Consider the following 23301-nt stretch of genomic DNA (forward strand, 5'->3'; position numbering starts at 1 on the left):
TAATCATGCTCCTTGGGCATGGGACGAGGTCTCTGCGGCCGGGCTCGAAGGAGACTCCGTTGGTGGCTTCGCTTCGGTGGCCGTTTCGGCGGCGGAGGACCCGCCCCTGCGTGCGCGCCAGGCGTCGCGCAGCATTTCGTGCCACCGCGGACGCTTACGCGGCGGAACATGGTCCACGCCACCCGGCGACCACGGATTGCACCGGAGGATGCGCCAGGCGGTCAGTGCGGTCCCTTTGACGGCACCGTGCCGGTCGATGGCCGTGTAGCCGTAGTGGGAGCACGACGGGTAGTACTTGCATACCGGCCCCAGCAGCGGACTGATCGTCCACTGGTACAGCTTGATCAGAGCCAGCAGCGGGTACTTCATCGCGCGCCCCCTCCCAGTAGCCGCTGAAGGGCGGCGTCCAGGTCTCGGGCCAGCTGTGCGTGGTCTGCGTCGCCCGCTCCGGGCAGCGCTCGTACGACTACCAGGCTACCGGGGGGAAACAGGCCGACTCGGTCACGCATCAGGTGGCGCAGTCTGCGCTTCACTTTGTTGCGCACGACCGCACCACCCACGGCCTTGCTGACGACGAAACCCGCACGCGTCGGGGGAGCGCTCTCCCCAGGCGCGTGCGGGTCCGTGGCACCGCTACGAAGGTGGACGACGAGCGTCGGGCGGCCTGCCCGGCGGCCTCGTCGGACCGCGGTCGCGAAGTCCTCGCGCCGCCTCAGCCGGTTCTCGGTGGGCAGCACGATGTCATGACCTGACCGGGATCAGGCGGACAGACGGGCGCGACCCTTGCTACGGCGGGACGCGAGAATCGCGCGGCCGGCACGGGTGCGCATACGCAGCCGGAAGCCGTGGGTCTTCGCGCGACGACGGTTGTTCGGCTGGAAGGTGCGCTTGCTCACTCGGGGGCTCCAGAAAATCGGTAGTGGCGGGGTGCCGTCCTGGCTGTCACCGTGCGCCCACGAGTAGCTCGCGTCACGCCCGAGTGCACCGCTTCCCGATCACCTGACGTGACCTGTGCCCATCGGAGGCAGGCGGCAGCAGCCATCGACAACTCGACCTGGTTACGGTACGCGGGGCCGAGCCGTCAGGTCAAACCGAGGGTCTCCGAGAGACACTGTCCACAGGCTGGGGACAACAACTTGAACCGCACCCGCCGCGCTGACTACCGTGGCTGGACTCCGATTCGTTCCCTTATCCCCGCCCGACCCGATTTTCATCCCGACCCGTCCCCGAACCACACGTTCGTGGGACCTGTGAGAGAGCGTGCCCTGTGGCTGACGTACCTGCCGATCTTGCCGCAGTGTGGCCGCGAGTACTGGAACAGCTGCTCGGCGAGGGCCGTGGACAGGGCGTGGAGGCCAAGGACGAGCACTGGATCCGGCGCTGCCAGCCGCTCGCCCTGGTCGCGGACACCGCCCTTCTCGCCGTGCCGAACGAATTCGCGAAGGGCGTCCTCGAGGGGCGTCTGGCGCCCGTCGTCAGCGAGACCCTGAGCCGGGAGTGCGGCCGTCCCATCCGGATCGCGATCACCGTGGACGACTCCGCGGGCGAACCCCCGGCGCCTCCCGTCCAGCAGCCGGCGAAGCCGCGCTACGAGGAGCCGGAGCTGCCCTCGGGTCCGTACGAGGGCTACGGCCGGTCCCGCGGCGGCGAGCGCCCGGGCGAGCAGCGATCCGAGCAGCCCCCGGCCGGCCGCCCCGACCAGCTCCCCACGGTCCGCCCGGTCTACCCGTCCGAGTACCAGCGGCCCGAGCCCGGCGCCTGGCCGCGCTCCGGGCAGGACGACTACGCCTGGCAGCAGCCCCGGCTCGGCTTCCCCGAGCGGGACCCGTACGCCTCGCCGTCCTCCCAGGACGGCTACGGCTCCGGCGCGGACGCGTACGGCGCGCCGTCCCAGGACTACCGCCCGCAGGGTGGGGACCGGCCGCCGTACGAGCAGCAGCGCGGCGAGTACGACTCCGCGCGGGGCGAGTACGAGCCGTCCCGTACCGAGTACGACCAGCGCGACCCGGTCCGCCGTGAGCTGTCCGATCCGGCGGCGCACCGCGGCGGCCCCGGCCGTCCGGACGGGTCCTCCACCGGGGCTCCCGGCCCGCTGGCCGCGCAGCCCGCGCCGGCGAGCGGCCCCGGCGAGCCGACCGCGCGGCTGAACCCCAAGTACCTGTTCGACACCTTCGTGATCGGCGCCTCCAACCGCTTCGCGCACGCGGCGGCGGTCGCGGTCGCCGAGGCGCCGGCGAAGGCGTACAACCCCCTGTTCATCTACGGGGAGTCCGGGCTCGGCAAGACGCACCTGCTGCACGCCATCGGGCACTACGCGCGCAGCCTGTACCCGGGCACGCGGGTGCGGTACGTCAGCTCGGAGGAGTTCACCAACGAGTTCATCAACTCCATCCGCGACGGCAAGGGCGACAGCTTCCGCAAGCGCTACCGCGAGATGGACATCCTGCTCGTCGACGACATCCAGTTCCTCGCGGACAAGGAGTCGACGCAGGAGGAGTTCTTCCACACCTTCAACACGCTCCACAACGCCAACAAGCAGATCGTGCTCTCCAGCGACCGGCCGCCCAAGCAGCTGGTCACGCTGGAGGACCGGCTGCGCAACCGCTTCGAGTGGGGCCTGATCACCGACGTCCAGCCGCCCGAGCTGGAGACGCGGATCGCGATCCTGCGCAAGAAGGCGGTCCAGGAGCAGCTGAACGCGCCGCCGGAGGTGCTGGAGTTCATCGCCTCCCGGATCTCGCGGAACATCCGTGAGCTGGAGGGCGCGCTGATCCGGGTGACGGCGTTCGCGTCGCTCAACCGGCAGCCGGTGGACCTGGGCCTGACCGAGATCGTCCTGAAGGACCTCATCCCCGGCGGCGAGGACAGCGCGCCGGAGATCACCGCCACGGCGATCATGGCGGCCACCGCGGACTACTTCGGGCTGACGGTGGAGGACCTGTGCGGCACGTCGCGCGGGCGCGCGCTGGTGACCGCGCGGCAGATCGCGATGTACCTGTGCCGCGAGCTGACGGACCTGTCGCTGCCGAAGATCGGCGCGCAGTTCGGCGGGCGGGACCACACGACCGTGATGCACGCCGACCGCAAGATCCGCGCGCTGATGGCCGAGCGGCGCTCGATCTACAACCAGGTCACCGAGCTGACCAACCGCATCAAGAACGGCTGAGCCGGCCGTACGCGGGCGCGGAGGGCGCCCCGGGGCACACACGCCTCCGGGGCGCCCTCCGGCGTTCCCGGCCCACGGAGGCCGCATCAAGCCCACCGAGCCCCACTGAGGCCACTGAAGCGCCGAAGCGCCGAAGCGCTGACGTACTGAGGCGCTGAGGCCCCATTGAGCCCCCTGAGGCGCGCACCGGCCGGTTCCGAAGCCGAGGACGTCCGCGCGCGGTGGCACCCACCCGACCCCCTCGGACGGCCCTCCGTGCCCCCTCCGGATCCCCCGCCATCCCTCCGCCATCCTCCCGACGCCCCTCCATGAGCCTCTCCGAACACGCTTCAGCGGCGCCTCGGACCCCCTTCCGGCTGCCTCAGCGGGGTCCGAGGCGCCGGATTCGGTGCCGTGAGCCGTTTCCTCCCCGTCATCCCTTGTTCGATTACCTGCCTGGTTACGGCCTTCCTCCACAGATTCGGCGACTTTCTTCCGTCCACAGACTGGGGACCGCGAAGTTGTCCCGAACTGCGTCCACAGGGAGGCTGGGTCCAGGACATCCCCCCAGCTCAAGGGCCTGTGGATTCGTGGACGAACGATCTCCACAGACTGTGGATAACTACGTCGTCCCCAGGGCGTGCGTCGCGTTTTCCACCGGTGCCCCACAGGCTGGGGGCGGTTGTCCCCAGCAAATCCGGGCTTCTCCACATGGCTGTCCACTGTTCGGCAACCCGACGCCCCCGCTCACCGGGTCGAGTGAAAGGCGTCACAGGAAGCTGCCGGATTGGGTTGTGGGAAACCTGGGTATTCCTGGGGACACAGCTGGGGAGAACTGCCCTCAGCCTGTGGGCGGTGTGTGCAGAACTTTCCGTTCTCCACAGAGGGCCCTGGTTGTCCACCGGCTCCACCCACAGGGTCGGTGGATAAAAAACCCGCGCTGAGCTGGGCAAACGTGGTTATCCACCGTATCCACAGGCCCTACTACTACTCCCGACTAGAGAGAGCTCGGCAATCGTTTTGAAGCGGGGGCTGTGCACAACTCGCCCTCTCGCGCCCGGCTGCCGCTCGGACCGACTTGACCCCGACGGGCACCTACTGTCAGTGCCGTGCGTCAGACTGGTCCCCGGTGTCCTTCCCGTCACAGAGGGCGGTGACACCGAGTCGGAGGACTCAGTAGCAACAGCAGGAGGCGGCTTACGGTGAAGATCCGGGTGGAACGCGACGTACTCGCGGAGGCAGTGGCCTGGGCGGCACGCAGCCTCCCGGCCCGTCCGCCGGCGCCTGTCCTCGCCGGCCTGCTGCTCAAGGCCGAGGACGGCCAGCTGAGTCTGTCGAGCTTCGACTACGAGGTCTCCGCACGGGTGAACGTCGAGGCGGAGGTCGAGGAGGAGGGCACCGTCCTGGTCTCCGGCCGGCTGCTCGCCGACATCTCGCGCGCCCTGCCCAACCGGCCGGTGGAGATTTCCACAGACGGTGTACGGGCGACCGTGGTCTGCGGCACTTCCCGGTTCACCCTCCACACCCTGCCTGTGGAGGAGTACCCGGCCCTGCCGCAGATGCCGAACGCGACCGGCACTGTCCCCGGCGAGGTCTTCGCCGCGGCCGTCTCCCAGGTGGCCATCGCCGCCGGCCGTGACGACACGCTGCCGGTGCTCACCGGTGTGCGCATCGAGATCGAGGGCGACACGGTCACCCTGGCCTCCACCGACCGCTACCGCTTCGCGGTCCGCGAGTTCCTGTGGAAGCCGGAGAACCCGGACGCCTCCGCCGTCGCCCTGGTCCCGGCCAAGACGCTGCTGGACACCGCCAAGTCGCTCGGTGCCGGGGACAGCGTCACGCTGGCGCTCGCCGGTGCCGGTGCCGGCGAGGGCCTGATCGGCTTCGAGGGCGCGGGCCGGCGTACGACCACGCGTCTGCTGGAGGGCGACCTGCCCAAGTACCGGACGCTGTTCCCGACCGAGTTCAACTCCGTCGCCGTGATCGAGACCGCGCCGTTCGTGGAGGCGGTCAAGCGTGTGGCCCTGGTCGCCGAGCGGAACACCCCGGTGCGGCTGAGCTTCGAGCAGGGCGTGCTGATCCTGGAGGCCGGGTCCAGCGACGACGCACAGGCTGTGGAAAGGGTCGACGCCCAGCTGGAGGGCGACGACATCTCGATCGCCTTCAACCCGACGTTCCTGCTGGACGGCCTGAGCGCGATCGACTCGCCGGTGGCGCAGCTGTCGTTCACCACGTCCACGAAGCCGGCGCTGCTCAGCGGGAAGCCGGCGGTGGACGCCGAGGCCGACGACGCGTACAAGTACCTGATCATGCCGGTCCGGCTCAGCGGCTGACGTTTTCCACAGGTGTGCACGGCGCCGGGCGTCCCTGTGGATGTCCGGCACCGTGGCCGGTGGGTGCGGCGGACTCCCGCTCGCGGGATGGCCCACGACCGCTCGCGGCCACGTTTCCGCAGGTCAGCGCGTGTCTCGCATGAGCGCGTATGCCCACAGCTGTGCGTGAGCGTCCGGGTTTAGGCTCGGCTCGGCACCTCGGTGCCTCTCACGCCACACAGCGACCTAAGGAACACAACTGATGGAGCTCGGTCTCGTCGGCCTCGGCAAGATGGGCGGCAACATGCGCGAGCGGATCCGCCGCGCGGGCCACACCGTCATCGGGTACGACCGCAACGCGGACGTCGCGGATGTCCACAGCCTGGAAGAACTTGTGGGCAAGCTCAGCGGCCCGCGCGTGGTCTGGGTGATGGTCCCGGCGGGCGAGGCCACCCAGTCGACCATCGACCGGCTCGCCGAGCTGCTCGAGCCCGGCGACGTGGTCGTGGACGGCGGCAACTCCCGCTGGACCGACGACGAGCGGCACGCCGAGGAGCTGGCCGCCAAGGGCATAGGCTTCGTCGACTGCGGTGTCTCCGGCGGCGTGTGGGGCCTGGAGAACGGGTACGCGCTGATGTACGGCGGCGACGCGGAGCACGTCGCCAAGGTGCAGCCGGTCTTCGACGCCCTGAAGCCGGAGGGCGACTTCGGCTCGGTGCACGCGGGCAAGGTCGGCGCGGGCCACTTCGCGAAGATGGTCCACAACGGCATCGAGTACGCCATGATGCAGGCCTACGCCGAGGGCTGGGAGCTGCTGGAGAAGGTCGACTCCGTGGAGAACGTCCGCGAGGTCTTCCGCTCCTGGCAGGAGGGCACGGTCATCCGCTCCTGGCTGCTGGACCTCGCCGTCAACGCCCTCGACGAGGACGAGCACCTGGATGCCCTGCGCGGTTACGCACAGGACTCCGGTGAGGGACGCTGGACGGTGGAGGCGGCCATCGACAACGCCGTGCCGCTGCCGGCGATCACCGCCTCGCTGTTCGCGCGATTCGCCTCCCGGCAGGAGGACTCGCCGCAGATGAAGATGATCGCCGCGCTGCGCAACCAGTTCGGCGGCCACGCCGTAGAGAAGAAGTAAGCCGCAGCACAAGCAGGGAGGTCGGCGGGACGACCATGCACGTCACGCATCTTTCGCTGGCCGACTTCCGCTCGTACGCCCGGGCCGAGGTCCCGCTCGACCCGGGCGTCACCGCCTTCGTCGGCCCCAACGGGCAGGGCAAGACCAACCTGGTGGAGGCGATCGGCTATCTGGCCACGCTCGGCAGCCACCGGGTCGCCTCCGACGCGCCGTTGGTGCGCATGGGCGCCGAGCGGGCGATCGTACGGGCCCAGGTCCGCCAGGGCGACCGGCAGCAGCTGATCGAGCTGGAGCTGAACCCGGGCCGGGCCAACCGCGCCCGCATCAACCGGTCCTCGCAGGTCAGACCGCGGGACGTGCTGGGGATCGTACGGACCGTGCTGTTCGCGCCCGAGGACCTCGCCCTCGTCAAGGGCGACCCGGGTGAGCGGCGGCGGTTCCTCGACGAGCTGGTCACCGCGCGCTCGCCGCGGATGGCGGGCGTGCGCTCCGACTACGAGCGGGTGCTCAAGCAGCGCAACACCCTGCTGAAGTCGGCCGCTCTCGCCCGCCGGCACGGGGGGCGGTCCATGGACCTGTCCACGCTCGACGTATGGGACCAGCACCTCGCGCGCGCGGGCGCCGAGGTGCTCGTCCAGCGGCTCGACCTGATCGCCGCCCTGCGACCGCTGGCCGACAAGGCCTATGAACAGCTGGCCCCCGGCGGCGGCCCGGTCGCGCTGGAGTACAAGCCGTCGGCGCCGGGCGAGGCTCACACCCGCGAGGAGCTGTACGAGCAGCTGACGGCGGCTCTCGCCGAGGCGCGCAAGCAGGAGATCGAGCGGGGCGTCACCCTGGTCGGTCCGCACCGGGACGACCTGGTGCTGAAACTGGGACAGCTGCCCGCCAAGGGCTACGCCTCGCACGGCGAGTCCTGGTCCTACGCCCTCGCCCTGCGGCTGGCCTCCTACGACCTGCTGCGCGCGGAGGGCAACGAGCCGGTGCTGATCCTGGACGACGTCTTCGCGGAACTGGACGCCCGCCGCCGGGAACGGCTGGCGGAACTGGTCGCCCCCGGCGAGCAGGTGCTGGTCACCGCCGCCGTGGACGACGACGTACCCCATGTGCTGGCCGGCGCCCGGTACGCGGTGGCCGGCGGGACGGTGGAGCGCGTATGAACCCCGACGACCCCGCCCCGGCCACCCCGAACACCCCGAAGGCCCCCGGCTCCCCGAAGGCGGCGAACGCCAAGGAGCCCTCCGGTGTCGACCTCGCGCGCGTGGCGTTGCGCGCCGCGAAGGAGCAGGCACGCGCGCGGGGGGACGCGGCACGGCAGAAGAAGCAGGCCCGGCGCGGCGGCGGTCTGCGCTCCGGTGCCCACGCCGACGGGCGCGACCCGCTGAAGCTGGGGGCCGCGATCAACCGGCTGATCACCGAGCGCGGCTGGGAGACGCCCGCCGCGGTCGGCGGGGTGATGGGCCGCTGGCCGCAGATCGTCGGCGAGGACCTGGCCAAGCACTGTGTGCCGCAGCGGTACGACGAGGACGAGCGGGTGCTGGTCGTGGCCTGCGACTCCACGGCCTGGGCGACCCAGCTGCGGCACCTCGCGCCCGCGCTGGTGGCCCGCCTCAACCAGGATCTGGGGCAGGGCAGCGTACGCGTGATCAAGGTGCTCAACCCCGGCGGCCCGGCCCGCCGCTACGGCCCGCTGCGGGCGCCCGGCAGCACCGGTCCCGGCGATACGTACGGGTGACGTACCTCACGTCCGCGAGGGTGCGGGAGAAGGCCGCCGTAGCCGTACGAGGCGGTGGGGACGGCGTCCGGATCGTCCCCGGATGGCCTTCTGACCCGCCAGTAGCCACGGGTTGACGGCGCGAAGCGCTGAGTGCCGCTGTGAGCCCCTTGGAGCCCCCATCCGTATATCGGGACCCGCCCGAGACCGGTTCAGGGCGGCACATGGGAGCTCAGGTGCCCGCAAACCCCCATCGATGTCAGTGCTACCGGTAGACTGGAAGACAATCCCGCCCCAACGTGGGGACCGCCCGGGAAAAGCTGAGCAACGCTGATCAAGGCTTACCAACGCAACATGCCGCAGCCGCTCCGGCAACCTGCCGACGAGCCCGGCTCGTGCTGTGCCAGAAAGGGCGCTTCGTGGCCGATTCCGGCAACCCCAACGAGAACATCCCGTCCACCGACGCCGGCGTCAACGGCGAGGCCACCGAGTCCGGCGCGGCCTCAGCCTCGTACGACGCCAGCGCCATCACCGTGCTCGAAGGGCTGGACGCGGTCCGCAAGCGGCCCGGCATGTACATCGGCTCCACGGGCGAGCGCGGTCTGCACCACCTGGTGTACGAGGTCGTCGACAACTCGGTCGACGAGGCGCTGGCCGGCTACGCGGACACCATCGACGTGACGATCCTGGCCGACGGCGGTGTGCGCGTCGTCGACAACGGCCGTGGCATCCCGGTGGGCATCGTGCCCTCCGAGGGCAAGCCGGCCGTCGAGGTCGTGCTGACCGTGCTGCACGCGGGCGGCAAGTTCGGCGGCGGCGGCTACGCCGTCTCCGGTGGTCTGCACGGTGTGGGCGTGTCCGTGGTGAACGCGCTGTCCACGAAGGTCGCCGTCGAGGTGAAGACCGACGGGCACCGCTGGACGCAGGACTACAAGATGGGCGTGCCGACGGCCCCGCTGGTCCAGCACGAGGCGACCGAGGAGACCGGTACGTCGGTCACCTTCTGGGCCGACCCGGAGATCTTCGAGACCACCGAGTACTCCTTCGAGACGCTGTCCCGGCGCTTCCAGGAGATGGCGTTCCTCAACAAGGGCCTGACGATCCGGCTCACCGACGAGCGCGAGTCGGCCAAGGCCACCAGCGGCGCGGACGAGGCGGGCGCCGACGAGAAGGCCGAGGTCAAGACCGTCACGTACCACTACGAGGGCGGCATCGTCGACTTCGTGAAGTACCTCAACTCCCGCAAGGGCGACGCGGTGCACCCGACGGTCGTCTCGCTGGAGGCCGAGGACAAGGACAAGAGCCTGTCCCTCGAAGTCGCCATGCAGTGGAACAGCGGCTACAGCGAGGGCGTCTACTCCTTCGCGAACATCATCCACACCCACGAGGGCGGCACCCACGAAGAGGGCTTCCGCGCGGCCCTGACCAGCCTGATCAACAAGTACGCGCGCGACAAGAAGCTGCTGCGCGAGAAGGACGACAACCTCACCGGTGACGACATCCGCGAGGGTCTGACCGCGATCATCTCGGTCAAGCTGAGCGAGCCGCAGTTCGAGGGCCAGACGAAGACCAAGCTGGGCAACACGGAGGCCAAGACCTTCGTGCAGAAGGCGGTCTACGAACACCTCAACGACTGGCTGGACCGCAACCCGGTCGAGGCCGCGGACATCATCCGCAAGGGCATCCAGGCGGCCACCGCGCGCGTGGCGGCCCGCAAGGCGCGTGACCTGACCCGCCGCAAGGGCCTGCTGGAGACGGCGTCGCTGCCGGGCAAGCTGGCCGACTGCCAGTCCAACGACCCGGCCAAGTGCGAGATCTTCATCGTCGAGGGCGACTCCGCCGGCGGCTCGGCCAAGTCCGGCCGCAACCCGCAGTACCAGGCGATCCTCCCGATCCGCGGCAAGATCCTGAACGTGGAGAAGGCGCGGATCGACAAGATCCTGCAGAACCAGGAGATCCAGGCGCTGATCTCGGCCTTCGGCACGGGTGTGCACGAGGACTTCGACATCGAGAAGCTCCGCTACCACAAGATCATCCTGATGGCGGACGCCGACGTCGACGGCCAGCACATCTCCACCCTGCTGCTGACCTTCCTGTTCCGCTTCATGCGGCCGCTGGTCGAGGCCGGGCACGTGTACCTGTCCCGCCCGCCGCTGTACAAGATCAAGTGGGGCCGGGACGACGTGGAGTACGCCTACTCGGACCGCGAGCGCGACGCGCTGATCGAGATGGGCCGCCAGCGCGGCAAGCGCGTGCGCGAGGACTCCATCCAGCGCTTCAAGGGCCTCGGCGAGATGAACGCCGAGGAGCTGCGCGTGACCACCATGGACCAGGAGCACCGGGTCCTCGGCCAGGTCACCCTGGACGACGCCGCCCAGGCCGACGACCTGTTCTCGGTCCTCATGGGCGAGGACGTGGAGGCCCGCCGCCAGTTCATCCAGCGCAACGCCAAGGACGTCCGCTTCCTCGACATCTGAGTCGGTCTCAGCTGACCGCACCAGGAAGGATCTTCACCAGCAATGGCCGACGAGAACACTCCCGTCACCCCGGAAGAGGGCGGCGAACTCGTGATGCGTGTCGAGCCCGTCGGGCTCGAGACGGAGATGCAGCGCTCGTACCTCGACTACGCGATGTCCGTCATCGTCTCCCGCGCGCTGCCGGACGTCCGGGACGGTCTCAAGCCCGTCCACCGCCGTGTGCTGTACGCGATGTACGACGGCGGCTACCGCCCCGAGCGCGGCTTCTACAAGTGCGCCCGTGTCGTCGGCGACGTCATGGGCAACTACCACCCGCACGGCGACTCCTCGATCTACGACGCCCTGGTGCGCCTCGCCCAGCCGTGGTCGATGCGGATGCCGCTGGTGGACTCCAACGGCAACTTCGGCTCCCCGGGCAACGACCCGGCGGCGGCCATGCGCTACACCGAGTGCAAGATGGCGCCGCTGTCGATGGAGATGGTCCGGGACATCGACGAGGAGACCGTCGACTTCACGGACAACTACGACGGCCGCTCCCAGGAGCCGACCGTCCTGCCGGCCCGCTTCCCGAACCTGCTGATCAACGGCTCGGCCGGTATCGCGGTCGGCATGGCCACCAACATCCCGCCGCACAACCTGCGCGAGGTCGCGGCCGGCGCCCAGTGGTACCTGGAGAACCCCGAGGTCTCCCACGAGGAACTGCTGGACGCGCTCATGGAGCGCATCAAGGGCCCGGACTTCCCGACCGGCGCCCTGGTCGTGGGCCGCAAGGGCATCGAGGAGGCGTACCGCACCGGGCGCGGCTCCATCACGATGCGCGCGGTGGTCGAGGTCGAGGAGATCCAGGGCCGGCAGTGCCTGGTGGTCACCGAGCTGCCGTACCAGGTGAACCCGGACAACCTGGCGCAGAAGATCGCCGACCTGGTGAAGGACGGCAAGATCGGCGGCATCGCGGACGTCCGCGACGAGACGAGCTCCCGTACCGGCCAGCGCCTGGTGATCGTCCTCAAGCGGGACGCGGTCGCCAAGGTCGTGCTGAACAACCTGTACAAGCACACCGACCTCCAGACGAACTTCGGCGCCAACATGCTGGCGCTGGTGGACGGCGTGCCGCGCACGCTGTCGCTGGACGCGTTCATCCGGCACTGGGTGACGCACCAGATCGAGGTCATCGTCCGCCGGACGAAGTTCCGGCTGCGCAAGGCCGAGGAGCGGGCGCACATCCTGCGCGGCCTGCTGAAGGCCCTGGACGCCATCGACGAGGTCATCGCGCTGATCCGGCGCAGCGAGACGGTCGAGATCGCGCGCGGCGGCCTGATGGACCTGCTGGAGATCGACGAGATCCAGGCCAACGCGATCCTGGAGATGCAGCTGCGGCGCCTGGCGGCCCTGGAGCGGCAGAAGATCGTCCAGGAGCACGACGAACTCCAGGCGAAGATCAACGAGTACAACCAGATCCTGGCCTCGCCGGTCCGCCAGCGCGGGATCGTCAGCGAGGAGCTGGCCGCGATCGTCGAGAAGTACGGCGACGACCGCCAGACCAAGCTGATCCCGTACGAGGGCGACATGTCCATCGAGGACCTGATCGCCGAGGAGGACATCGTCGTCACCGTCACGCGCGGCGGTTACGTCAAGCGGACCAAGACGGACGACTACCGGGCGCAGAAGCGCGGCGGCAAGGGCGTGCGCGGCACGAAGCTGAAGGAAGACGACATCGTCGACCACTTCTTCGTCTCCACCACGCACCACTGGCTGCTGTTCTTCACCAACAAGGGCCGGGTGTACCGGGCGAAGGCGTACGAGCTGCCCGAGGCCGGCCGGGACGCGCGCGGCCAGCACGTGGCGAACCTGCTGGCCTTCCAGCCGGACGAGGCGATCGCGGAGATCCTCGCGATCCGGGACTACGAGGCGGCGCCGTACCTGGTCCTCGCGACCAAGTCCGGTCTGGTCAAGAAGACGCCACTGAAGGATTACGACTCGCCCCGCTCCGGCGGTGTCATCGCGATCAACCTGCGTGAGCGCGAGGACGGCAGCGACGACGAGCTGATCGGCGCCGAGCTGGTCTCCGCCGAGGACGATCTGCTCCTGGTCAGCAAGAAGGCGCAGTCGATCCGGTTCACCGCTTCGGACGAGTCCCTGCGCCCGATGGGCCGCGCCACCTCCGGTGTCAAGGGGATGAGTTTCCGCGAGGGCGACGAGCTTCTCTCGATGAATGTCGTCCGACCCGGTACGTTCGTGTTCACTGCCACCGACGGTGGGTACGCGAAGCGGACCGCCGTCGACGAGTACCGCGTCCAGGGTCGCGGCGGCCTCGGCATCAAGGCCGCCAAGATCGTGGAGGACCGCGGTTCGCTCGTCGGCGCGCTGATTGTCGAGGAACACGACGAGATCCTCGCGATCACCCTCTCCGGCGGTGTGATTCGTACGCGAGTCAGCGAGGTCAGGGAGACGGGCCGTGACACCATGGGCGTCCAACTGATCAACCTGGGCAAGCGCGATGCCGTGGTCGGTATCGCACGTAACGCCGAGGCGGGGCGCGAGGCGGAGGAAGTCGACGGCGACGTGGCCGTGGACGAGCCCGCGGAAGGTGCCGCGACCACCGGCACGGACGAGGGTGAGGCACCCTCGGCCGAGTAGCACGAGGAGTGAGTCAGCGTGAGCGGAGCCACGGGCGCCGGATCGGCCGGTACCTCCACGGGTACGGAAACGGACGGCGGCGGCCGTGGCTCCGCCGCGCGCGCGGCGGGTGCGAGCGACCCGCACACGACCAACCTGAAGCCGGTGAAGGGGCCCGAGGCGGACTCCTCCCGTACGTCTGGACCCCAGGGGGGAACGGTGACGGACACCCGAGGCCCGGCCGCGGCCGGCGAGGCACGGGCGGCGTCGCCGCTGCCCGGCGAGCGGCACCCGGAGCAGTCCGGCGGTCCGTACCACCCGCCGCAGGCCTATCCGGCGCAGGGCGCGGTGCGCAAGCCGCGCACGGGGATGCGGCCGACGGCGCCGCGCACCCGTAAGGCACGGCTGCGGGTGGCCAAGGCGGATCCGTGGTCGGTGATGAAGGTCAGCTTCCTGCTGTCCATCGCGTTCGGCATCTGCACGATCGTCGCCTCGGCGGTGCTGTGGATGGTGATGGACGCGATGGGCGTGTTCTCCACGGTCGGCGGCACGATCTCGGAGGCGACCGGCTCCAACGAGGCCAACGGCTTCGACCTCCAGGCGTTCCTGTCCCTTCCGCACGTCCTGACGTTCACGTCGGTCATCGCGGTCATCGACGTGGTCCTGGCGACCGCGCTGGCGACGCTCGGCGCGTTCATCTACAACCTCTCCGCGGGCTTCGTGGGCGGCATCGAGCTGACCCTCGCGGAGGACGAGTGACGCGCCGGCCGGCGACGTCCTGACGGCCCCCGGCAACCGATTTTGGGACTGACGGTGTCGTGCGCTAATCTTCAGGAGTCAGCGCGCGGGACACACACCGCACAGCGCGGCGGGGCTATAGCTCAGTTGGTTAGAGCGCATCCCTGATAAGGATGAGGCCACAGGTTCAAATCCTGTTAGCCCCACCAGCGAGAAGACCCCCGGTCCTATGGGCCGGGGGTCTTCTGCGTGTGTGGGTGGTTTTCGGTGAGGAAGCAAAAGGCCCGACCGCTGGCGACGGGGGATGCACCAGCGATCGGGCTATGGCCAAGGGTAACAAGGTTGTCGGTTGTGTGGGGCCAAGTGCGGGGGAAATCAGGCAGGTTGGCCGATCATCGACCGCACGGGGGGTCGTAGGAGAGGCGGGGCAGGTACTCCTGCCAGCGCTGCTTCGTCAGGACGCCGCGGGTGACCGAGCAGATGTGGCGGATCGCCGTGTCCGCGTCCAGGCTCCACAGGCGGACCGTGTCGGTGCCGCTGGAGACGCCGAGGACGTGGCTGTTGGGGCTGAAGGAGAGGAAGTGGCCGGTCTTGGCGTTGGGGCTCATGGACTGGCCGATCGGGGTCGCCCTGGCCGGGTCGGTGACGTTCCACAGGCGGACGGTGTTGTCGTTGCCGCCGCTGGCCAGGGTGTGGCCGTCGGTGCTGAAGGTCAGGGACGTCACCGCCTCGGTGTGGCCGGTCAGCGGCCTGCCGAGCGGCTCGGCGTGCGCGGGGTCGGTGAGGTTCCACAGGCGGACGGTGTCGTCATCGCTGCCGCTGGCCAGGGTGTGGCCGTCGGCGCTGTAGGCCAGCGAGTTCACCGGGCCCGTGTGCTCGGCCAGCGGGGAGCCCAGGGGGACGGTGTGCGCCGGGTCGGTGACGTTCCACAGCCGGATCTCGCTGTCCGCGCTGCCGCTGGCCAGGGTGCGCCCGTCGGGGCTGAAGGCGAGCGCGTTGACATAGCCCCGGTGGCCGGTGAGCGGCCTGCCGAGCGGTACCGCGTGCGCGGGGTCGGTGACGTCCCAGAGCTGGACGGTGCGGTCGTCGTAGGCGGTGGCCAGGGTGCGCCCGTCCGGGCTGTAGGCGAGGGCGTCCGGGCCCATGAAGCGGGTCCGCAGGGCCAGCGGCGGACCCGCGGCGACCGGGCGGGCGGGGTCGGAGACGTCCCACAGGTGCACCGTGCGGGCACCGGTGAGGACGGCCAGGACGCGGCCGTCGGGTGAGAACACCATGGAGCGCTGGTCGCCGTCGGCCCGCATGAACGGCTTGCCCAGCAGCTCGGGCCGGCCGGGCCGGGTCACGTTCCACAGCCGCAGCCGGCCGTCCCGGGCGGCGGTGGCCAGCACCCGGCCGTCCCGCCGGAACGCCCCGCCGCGGCCGACCATGTCCGAGGTCGGGACCGACCACAGCCGCACCTTGCCGTCCCCGCTGCCGGTGGCGAGGGTACGGCCGTCCGGGCGGAACCCCAGGGCGTACATCTCCCCGCTGCTGCCCGCGAGCGGCTCGCCGAGCTGGGAGGGGGACGCGGGGTCGGTGACGTTCCACAGGCTGGCCGTGCTGTCCGCGCTCGCGGCGGCCAGCCGGCCCCCGTCGGGGCTGAACGCCACCGACCAGATCGGCCCGGTGTGGCCCGTCAGCGGGGAGCCGAGCGCCGTCGCGCGGCCGGGCCGGCGTACGTCCCACAGCCGGATGGTGTCGTCCGCGCTGCCGCTGGCCAGGGTGTGCCCGTCGGGGCCGAAGGCCACCGAGTGCACCACGTCCGTGTGTCCGTGCAGGGTCTTCAGCGGCTCCGGCCGGCGCGGGTCGGCCACGTTCCACAGGCGGATCGAGTTGTCGTCGCCGCCGGTGGCGAGGGTGCGTCCGTCCGGGGAGAAGGTCACGCAGCGCACCGCGGCGGTGTGTCCGCGCAGCGTCCTGAGCGGCTTCGGGCGGCGCGGGTCGGCCACCTCCCACAGCCGTACCGTGTGGTCTTCCCCGGCCGAGGCCAGGGTGCGGCCGTCCGGGCTGAACGCCACCAGGTAGATGGTGCCCCGGTGGCCGGTGAGCGGATCGCCGAGCGGCACGGGGTGCGCGGGGTCGGCGACGTTCCACAGCCGGATCGTGCCGTCGTCGCCGGCCGAGGCCAGGGTGCGGCCGTCCGGGCTGAACACGGCGCTGCTCACCCAGCTGGTGTGGCCGGTGAGCGGCTTGCCGAGCGGGGCCGGGCGGTTCGGGTCGGTGACGTTCCACAGCCGGACCGTGTGGTCGTAGCCGGCCGTGGCCAGGGTGCGGCCGTCCGGGCTGAAGGAGGTGAGGTAGACCGCGCCGGTGTGCCCGGACAGCGGGGTGGCCAGCGGCGCGTTCACGATCGACAGCAGGCGGCTGTACGTGCCCTCGTCGCCGGGGCGCAACTGGTGCGCGACCAGGTCGAGCTGGGCGGCCAGGGACGGGTCGGTGTGCTGGACCCGGTCGGCCTCGGCGAGGACCTGCTCGAACACGGCGTCGTCGCGCTGCTTCCAGGCGATCACGGCGGAACCGGCGGCCAGCACGGCCAGCACCACCAGCGCGGCGACCGCGGCCCGGCTGAGCCACACCGTCCGCTTGCGCAGCCGTACCGAGGCGGCCAGGAACTCCATCGCGCTGCGGGTCAGATAGGTGTCCCCGGCCGACCGGGCCCAGCTGCGGGCCTGCTCCAGCCGCGAACCCCGGTACAGCAGCGAGCTGTCCCGGCCCGAGTCCTCCCAGGCCCGGCCGTCCTCCTCCAGCCGCTGGCGCAGCAGATGGTCGCCGCGGCCCTCGTCGATCCAGTGCCGCAGCCGGGGCCAGGCGTGCAGCAGCGCCTCGTGGGTGATCTCCACGGTGTCCGCGTCCAGGGTCACCAGCCGGGCCCGCACCAGGGCCTCCAGCGACTCCTCCGTCTTGCCGGGGTCCGCCGACTCCTCGGCCAGCTGCCGGCGGGTGCCGCGCCGCCGGGTGGCCTGGGTGTCCTCGCCCAGCCGGACCAGCCGCAGCAGCAGCAGGCGGGCGGCGGTCCGGGCCGCCGGGTCCAGGCCGGACCAGGCGCGTTCGGCGGTCGCCGCGACCGCGCCCTGGATGCCGCCGGCCGCGCGGTAGCCGGCCAGCGTCAGCTTTCCCGCCTTGCGGCGCTGCCAGGTGGCCAGCAGGGCGTGTGACAGCAGGGGGAGCACGCCCGCGTCGTGCGCCCCGCGCGGGCCGTCGGCGCTCACCTCGCGCACGATCAGCTCGGTGAGCCCCGGCTCCAGTTCCAGGCCCACCGCCTTGGCCGGCCCGGTCACCGCCTCGCGCAGCTCGGTGCTGGTCAGCGGGCCGAGCACCATGTGCCGGTGCTGGAGCGCGTCGGCCAGGTCCGGGTAGCCGAGGCACTGCTCGTAGAAGTCGGCCCGTATGCCGAGGACGACCCGGACGGGCGCGGGCTCGGCGGAACCGGCCGGCGGGGTGCAGGCGGCGTGCAGGAACTGGATGAAGGAGCGCCGGTCCGCCTCGTCGGCGCAGAGGGTGAACGCCTCCTCGAACTGGTCCACGATGACGACCGGCCGGGTGCCCGGGGCGAACGTCCGGCGGGCCCAGGCCGCGACCGCCGCGCGCACGGCCCGGGTGACGTACGGGGCGTCGCTGCCCGGCAGCGACGGGTTCCGCGCCGCCTCCCGCTCGGCCCGGCGGGCCTCGGCGGCGACGGCGGCCAGTTCGGGGACCCGGCGGACCAGCTCGCCCAGCGGATCGGCGCCGGGGACGAGCTGGAGGACGGGGCCGGGGGCGGCCGGGGCCTCGGCGGGTTCGGGGGAGTCGTCGGTGGCGGACGGGTCCGGTGGGTCCGCAGCCGTGCCGTCGTGCAGGGCGCCGTCCCGGATCGCGGGGACGAGGCCGGCGTTGAGCAGGGACGACTTCCCCGCGCCGGAGGCGCCGACCAGCATGACCAGGCCGCCGGACCGCTCGGCCGCGCGGAGCTGGGCGACGAGGGCCTTCGTGCTGCGCTCCCGGCCGAAGAACCAGCGGGCGTCCTCGCGCCGGTACGGCGCCAGCCCCCGGTACGGGCACACGCCGCCGGCGACCGGGGGCGCCTGGGCCGGTGGCCGCCGGTTCTCCTGCGCGGGCGGCGCGGCCCGGTCGGCGGCGGGGCCGGCCAGGGCCAGCTCCCACAGCCGCTGCCAGTGGGCGAGGTCGTACAGGCCGGCCGAGACGGGGGTGGGCCGCAGCCGCCGGGCCTCCGGGATCAGGATGTGCAGGACCGCCGCGAGGGCCGTGAACTGGGCCGGTACGTTCCGGGCCCGCCGCCAGTCGCTGATCCGCTGCGCGGACACCCGTACGGGCCGGCCGCGCTCGTCGACCCGCTGGAGCCGTACGACCGCCTGGGCGACGCTTTTGAGGGGAGGATTTCCGGCCTCCTTGTAGAGCAGCGCGAGCCGCTCGGCGAAGGCTGTGCGTGCCCCTGAGTCGGAACTCAAGGTTCCACCCCTTACTTCCCCCGCGTGTCGGACGTCCGGACCGGAAAACTCACCCTATACGTCTGACCTGCGGTTAAGGGGTGGATCGCGGTCCGGAACCTCCTCTCCGGTGACGACAAATGGCAGGATCCGAACCCGGTAGCTGACTCGTCACACACCGTCCGGACAGGCCACCGGCCCGGTGCTCGCAGAGACGGCCCATGGCGCCGAATGTTCTCGGTCAAATTCGGCCACCCTGTGCCGCGCCCGGGCGGATGAGCCCGCGAGCGCCCCGGAACCCGTCCTCGCACTTCGGCCCGCGCCGCGCCGACATGGCGTGGGTCGACGTTCCCGCACCGTTCGGCACCGGTCCCCGCGAGGGGAGGGACCGGTGCCGGGCGGGCGGGAAGCGGAAACGGAATCGGTCGATCCATACGGTGGGCCCGGCCATGGGGCCGGGGCGGTGGTCCGGAGCGACCGGTCGGTTTTCCGGGCCGGTTGGGAGGGCGGTCCGGCGGGCAGTGACGTAGCGAAGGTCACCGCCGACGGCTGGAGGACGTATGGAGGTCTCCGTCGACCGCGCCCTGTGCTACGGCTCGGCCGAGTGCGCGCACCGGGCACCGGACGTGTTCGCGTTCGAGGACGGCTACGGCGTGGTGCGCCCCGCGGCCGTCCGGGCCGTCGGGGATCCGCGGATACGGGAGGCGGTCCTGGAGGCGGCCGAGAAGTGCCCCTCGCAGGCCATCGCGCTGAGGGAGCTGAGGGAACCGGCCGCCGCGCCAGGGGAGCGGACCGGCGGGCCCGGCGAGCGGGACGTCACGCGGGCGCCGGAGTAGCGCGGGGCGCCGGTCGCTAGGCGGACGCGGGAGGTGCGGGTGCCGTCGGCGGCCAGGTCCAGCCGAGGCCGGCGAGCGCCCGGGCCCGGGCCTCGGCGACCGTCGTACGGGCCGCCCGCTCGGCGGGGTCGACATGGGCCGCCTGGCCCGTGACCTGCCCGTCCCACTTGCGGTACAGCAGACCGGCCCGCGCCGTGAACCAGCCGCGGCTCACCGCGTCCAGCGCCAGCAGCAGCCCGGTGTCCTCGGAGGCCGGCAGCGCCATCCAGCCGCCGAGCGCGAGCAGCAGTTCGCGCCGTACGCACAGGGTCGCCGGATGGACCGGCAGGCGGAAGTCGTTCCGCTTCCAGTGCTCGAGGACGGTGCCGCGCTCCAGCGGGCCCTCGTCGGGATCGCCGGGGAAGCCGGCCGTGCTGCCGTCGGGCAGCAGGTCCAGCACGCCGGAGGTCGTCCAGCCGACGGCGGGGCGCGCCTCCAGCACGGCCAGGTCGCGGGCGAGCGCGCCCGGGGTGAGCCGGTCGTCGGCGTCCAGCACCTTGACGAAGGCGCCTTCGGCGCGGGACAGCGCGATGGTCCGGGCCACGCCGGGACCGCCCGGCCGGCCCTGGCGGAAGGACACCCGCGCGTCGTCCGGGACGTACGGGCGGACCTGGTCCGTCGTCCCGTCCTCCTGGACGACCCACTCCCAGTCCCAGCCGGCGGGCAGCCGCTGCGCGCACAGGGACGCGTACGCGTCCGGCAGGAACCGGGCGGACGGGCCGTGGACAGCGGTGACTACGGTGACGCGCCGGCTCACGGCAGCGCTCACCACCTTTCCGTGCGGTCGGAGCCTGTGGTCGCTGCCAGCATGGCGTACGACGGGTCCGGGCACCCGGCGGGTCCCGGAAACAGCGCGAGACCCCCGGCCGGGGCGGCCGGGGGTCTTCCGTGTCGACTGGTGCGTACGCAAGTCGCCTTGTTGTCGAGACGTTGCGGTACTGCGGCGGGGCGGGGGCTCAGCAGTCGAGCGCCGCCGGGGCGTGGTCGGGGCTCTGGGCCTGTTCCTCGGCCCGGGTCCGGGGCCGGGTCTGCTGCTGGAGTTCCGTCTCGCTCTGCTGGGTCTCGGCCGGCGGCCGGTGCCGGCAGCTGGGGGACTTTCCGTGGGCCTCGGCCCGGATCCGCTGCTTCATCGTGGGGGGCAGGGCCCTGGCGTGGGACCAGGCCCAGGGATGTGTCACCGGGATCGTCGGGAGCGTGCGGTGCGCGGTGCCGGTGTCGGCGCTCTCGGTCCGGGGTCCGGCCGGGGCGGCGGTGGCGGGGGCGGCGCCGGCGGAGACGAGTCCGAGCGCCGTGCACAGCGCGAGGAAGGCGGTGACGATGGCGGTCCACATCTTCATGACCTTGGTCCGGGCCATGATCCCCTCACTTTCGGGTTGGGCGATTTGCGTACTTTGTTCATGATGTGTATGAGGGTCGCGATGTGGTGGACCGACGCCCGTGGCGCGTCGATGTTCCGATGAACACCACTCGGATGGACGCAAGGAGGGAGAAAGCCCCCTAAAAGGCGATGAGTGAGATCAAAAGGGGAGCAAAGTGACGGTCCGTGGGGGCCCGGTCACGCTCCGGCCGGAGCGGTATCCCGCCCCGCCTACTGCGCCGCCGGGTGCGGGAGTTGAGCGCCGACGCAGGTCACCGACCGATATCGGGCGGTGTGTATAGTCGGGCGCCAGAGGTCCCCTACGTCAAGGAAAGACGAGGTCGCGCGGTGAAGAAGCTGCTCCTGGTCGCACTGGCCGCCATCGGCGGGCTCCTCGTGTACCGCCAGATCCAGGCGGATCGCGCCGAGCAGGACCTGTGGACGGAGGCGACCGACTCCGTGCCCACGGGTTCGTGAGTCCCCCTGTCGAAGCCGATACCTGATCTGTACAGACCCCGGTCGCCCGAGCGGCCGGGGTTCTGCGTTGTCCGGGGGCGTCCCGGGTTGCGGGGGTCCGCGGGCCGGGGTAGCCGGGGCGGGGCCTGGTGCGGCGGGCGCCGGACGTTTCGGACGGGTGTACGCGTTGCCCGGATGGCGCAGGGCGGGCCGGGGCAGGATGGAGCGCGCGACGCGGTGCGGTGGACCGACGAGTGGGGGTGTGGTGCGTGCGGGGCCGAGGGGGTACGTCGCGGGGGTGCGGGAACGCCGCCCGGTGCGCGGTGGTGCTGCTGCTGGGACTGTGGTCCCTCGTCGGTCCGACGGCCGGCGCGCGCGCCGAGGGAGCCGGTACGCGGGCCGGGGGCGCCTACGCCTTCACGCCCGGCGCCCGTACCGTCGTGGGCGCGCCGGACACCGCGAGCGCCGTCGAGCTGGACGCCCGCCACACCTACCGCAGCTCGCTCCCCCGCGCCGGGAGGCTGTATTACCGTCTCCGGCTCACCGCCGCGGAGACGGCGTACGTCCCCGTCACCGCCGTACCGCCCTCCGACGCCGTCGTCTCCGCCACCGACGGCATCCGCGTCTCGCTCCGGAACGCGAACGGCACCTCCTGCTCCTACGCCTCCGCGCGCTTCGGCGCCGGGATCAGCCCGCGCCCGGTCACGGCCCTGGGGCAGCGCGAGACCGGCAAGGCGCTGTGCCAGGGCGGCGGCACGTACTACCTGCTCGTCGAGCGCCTCGACAGCGGGCGCCCGGACGCGACGGCCGGAGCCGGGGGGTGGGACCTGGAGATCGCGCCCGTCACGGAACCGGGCCTGGTCCGGGCCGGCTCCACGACCCCGCCGCCCGACGGGGACTCGGCCAGTCCCGAGCCGCCCTCCGGCCGGCCCCGCGAACGCTCGGGCGGCTCCGGGTTCGCGACCGCGCGGACCGTGGGCCAGGGCGTCTGGCACACGGCGCTCACCCCCGGCGAGACCCGGTTCTACAAGGTCCCGCTGGACTGGGGCCGGCGGCTGCACGCCTCCGCCGAGCTGGGCGGCGCCCAGGGCCACGGCTACGTCGGCGGGGCCCTGACCCTCTCCCTCTACAACCCCGTCCGCGGCGCCGTCGACGACACCTCCGCCGGCTACACCGGCACCGCCAAGCCCACCGCGCTCGCCCCGCTGCCGCCGGTGGAGTACGCCAACCGGTACGCGGTACCGGCCGGGGTGACCTCCGTACGGTTCGCCGGTGACTACTACCTCGTCGTGCACCTCAGCACCCGGCTGGCCGAGCCGTTCGGGCCGGGGCCGTACGAGGTGACCCTGCGGGTGCGGGTGGACGGGCGGGCGCACGCGGGTCCCGGGTACGACGGCGGGCCCGTGCCCGAGGACGTCTTCACGATCAGCGAAGCCGACCGTGCCGCCGCGCTGAGCGGGGGCCTCGGGGACGCGGTCACCGGGGCCGCCGGGGGGCAGGGGGCCGGGGACGGCGGCGGTGACGGGGTGATGCGGCTGGTCGCCGTCGGGGGGATCGGCTCGGGGACCGCGCTGTTGCTGGTCCTCGGCGGCTGGACGGTGGCGGCCCGGCGGGCGGACACCCGGAAACGGTGACGGCGGGACCGGTCGCCTTGGCAGAGCCGGGTCAGAGTCGGGTCAGGGCCCAGAAGCCCACGGCGTAGCAGACGAGCGCCAGCAGCAGGAGGGGGATCACGGCCTTCGCGGGCGGGCCCGGACGCCTCGGCGCGCGCCGCGCCCGGTGGCGCCGGCCGGGCGCGGGCGCGGGTGCGGACGCGGTCGCGGGTGCCGGGAGGGGAGGGGCGGGCGGTGCCGGGTGCGGGGCGCGGGCGGTGTAGGCGGCGGTGGTCGTGTCGGCGGGCGGGGCCGGCGGGGGGACCGGTACCTGGACCGGAGGCGGGGGTGCGGGTGCGGGTGTGGGCGGCAGGGGGCGGGCGTCGGGGGTCGGGTCCGGGGGCCGCTGGGGCGGGGGGGG

Annotated in this window: 17 protein-coding genes, 1 tRNA gene and 1 pseudogene; 12 read left to right on the forward strand and 7 right to left on the reverse strand. The window is 71.9% G+C overall.

Annotated features, from left to right (window positions below; all coding sequences use genetic code 11):
- Window positions 1–3: 3 nt before the first annotated feature.
- The 3 genes from yidD to rpmH are packed head-to-tail and all read right to left on the reverse strand — an operon-like array spanning window position 4 to window position 896.
- Window positions 4–369: a membrane protein insertion efficiency factor YidD gene (yidD, locus tag IH25_RS39780; RefSeq protein ID WP_078637607.1), complete on the reverse strand. Its 366-nt coding sequence runs from the start codon at window positions 367–369 to the stop codon at window positions 4–6.
- A complete protein-coding gene (gene rnpA, locus IH25_RS39785) occupies window positions 366–737 on the reverse strand; it encodes a ribonuclease P protein component (RefSeq protein ID WP_078637608.1) in 372 nt (123 codons plus the stop codon). Before rnpA ends, yidD begins: the two co-directional genes overlap by 4 nt.
- A 21-nt stretch (window positions 738–758) precedes the next feature.
- Window positions 759–896: a 50S ribosomal protein L34 gene (gene rpmH / locus IH25_RS39790; RefSeq protein ID WP_003956500.1), complete on the reverse strand. Its 138-nt coding sequence runs from the start codon at window positions 894–896 to the stop codon at window positions 759–761.
- A gap of 371 nt (window positions 897–1267) precedes the next feature.
- On the opposite strand from rpmH, the gene dnaA reads away from it, so the two are divergent.
- The 9 genes from dnaA to IH25_RS0125730 all read left to right on the forward strand — a co-directional run bounded on the left by dnaA (window position 1268) and on the right by IH25_RS0125730 (window position 14346).
- Window positions 1268–3166 (forward strand): chromosomal replication initiator protein DnaA, encoded by a 1899-nt coding sequence (gene dnaA, locus IH25_RS0125690; protein WP_078844400.1) that lies wholly within the window; start codon window positions 1268–1270, stop codon window positions 3164–3166.
- Between the two features lie 1181 nt (window positions 3167–4347).
- Entirely contained in the window at window positions 4348–5478 is a 1131-nt protein-coding gene (gene dnaN, locus IH25_RS0125695; protein WP_030615171.1) for a DNA polymerase III subunit beta, read from the forward strand.
- A 241-nt stretch (window positions 5479–5719) separates the two neighbouring features.
- Window positions 5720–6595 (forward strand): phosphogluconate dehydrogenase (NAD(+)-dependent, decarboxylating), encoded by an 876-nt coding sequence (gene gnd / locus IH25_RS0125700; RefSeq protein ID WP_030615174.1) that lies wholly within the window; start codon window positions 5720–5722, stop codon window positions 6593–6595.
- 35 nt (window positions 6596–6630) lie between these two features.
- Entirely contained in the window at window positions 6631–7752 is a 1122-nt protein-coding gene (gene recF / locus IH25_RS0125705; protein ID WP_030615177.1) for a DNA replication/repair protein RecF, read from the forward strand.
- Complete coding sequence (locus IH25_RS0125710) at window positions 7749–8327, forward strand: DUF721 domain-containing protein (protein WP_030615180.1); 579 nt, start codon at window positions 7749–7751, stop codon at window positions 8325–8327. Before recF ends, IH25_RS0125710 begins: the two co-directional genes overlap by 4 nt.
- Window positions 8328–8701: 374 nt before the next feature.
- A complete protein-coding gene (gyrB, locus tag IH25_RS0125715; protein ID WP_030615183.1) occupies window positions 8702–10783 on the forward strand; it encodes a DNA topoisomerase (ATP-hydrolyzing) subunit B in 2082 nt (693 codons plus the stop codon).
- Window positions 10784–10825: 42 nt separating this feature from the next.
- Window positions 10826–13420, forward strand: coding sequence for a DNA gyrase subunit A (gene gyrA / locus IH25_RS0125720; protein WP_030615186.1), 2595 nt, complete (start codon window positions 10826–10828; stop codon window positions 13418–13420).
- A gap of 18 nt (window positions 13421–13438) precedes the next feature.
- Window positions 13439–14158, forward strand: coding sequence for a DUF3566 domain-containing protein (locus IH25_RS0125725; RefSeq protein ID WP_030615189.1), 720 nt, complete (start codon window positions 13439–13441; stop codon window positions 14156–14158).
- A gap of 111 nt (window positions 14159–14269) precedes the next feature.
- Window positions 14270–14346 (forward strand) — tRNA-Ile (locus IH25_RS0125730).
- A 183-nt stretch (window positions 14347–14529) separates the two neighbouring features.
- Here the strand turns inward: IH25_RS0125730 and IH25_RS0125735 are convergent.
- Window positions 14530–18621 (reverse strand): WD40 repeat domain-containing protein, encoded by a 4092-nt coding sequence (locus tag IH25_RS0125735; protein ID WP_030615192.1) that lies wholly within the window; start codon window positions 18619–18621, stop codon window positions 14530–14532.
- Window positions 18622–19160: 539 nt separating this feature from the next.
- On the opposite strand from IH25_RS0125735, the gene IH25_RS37795 reads away from it, so the two are divergent.
- Window positions 19161–19436: a ferredoxin gene (locus IH25_RS37795; protein ID WP_037655596.1), complete on the forward strand. Its 276-nt coding sequence runs from the start codon at window positions 19161–19163 to the stop codon at window positions 19434–19436.
- A gap of 16 nt (window positions 19437–19452) precedes the next feature.
- On the opposite strand, the gene IH25_RS0125745 is transcribed toward IH25_RS37795, so the two are convergent.
- Window positions 19453–20244 (reverse strand): glycosyltransferase, encoded by a 792-nt coding sequence (locus tag IH25_RS0125745; protein ID WP_245172878.1) that lies wholly within the window; start codon window positions 20242–20244, stop codon window positions 19453–19455.
- A gap of 187 nt (window positions 20245–20431) precedes the next feature.
- A complete protein-coding gene (locus tag IH25_RS0125750; RefSeq protein WP_245172879.1) occupies window positions 20432–20830 on the reverse strand; it encodes a DUF6344 domain-containing protein in 399 nt (132 codons plus the stop codon).
- 350 nt (window positions 20831–21180) lie between these two features.
- Between IH25_RS0125750 and IH25_RS41945 the strand changes: the two genes are divergently transcribed.
- Window positions 21181–21309, forward strand: coding sequence for a DLW-39 family protein (locus IH25_RS41945; RefSeq protein WP_003999697.1), 129 nt, complete (start codon window positions 21181–21183; stop codon window positions 21307–21309).
- A gap of 302 nt (window positions 21310–21611) precedes the next feature.
- Window positions 21612–22922, forward strand: a complete 1311-nt coding sequence (locus IH25_RS0125760) for a hypothetical protein (protein WP_030615208.1) — start codon at window positions 21612–21614, stop codon at window positions 22920–22922.
- Window positions 22923–22953: 31 nt separating this feature from the next.
- Here IH25_RS0125760 and IH25_RS0125765 read toward each other — a convergent pair.
- Window positions 22954–23301, reverse strand: a pseudogene (locus IH25_RS0125765) (serine/threonine protein kinase); the annotation flags it as partial.

Source organism: Streptomyces achromogenes subsp. achromogenes (assembly GCF_000720835.1).
GTDB classification, from domain to species: Bacteria; Actinomycetota; Actinomycetes; order Streptomycetales; family Streptomycetaceae; genus Streptomyces; species Streptomyces achromogenes.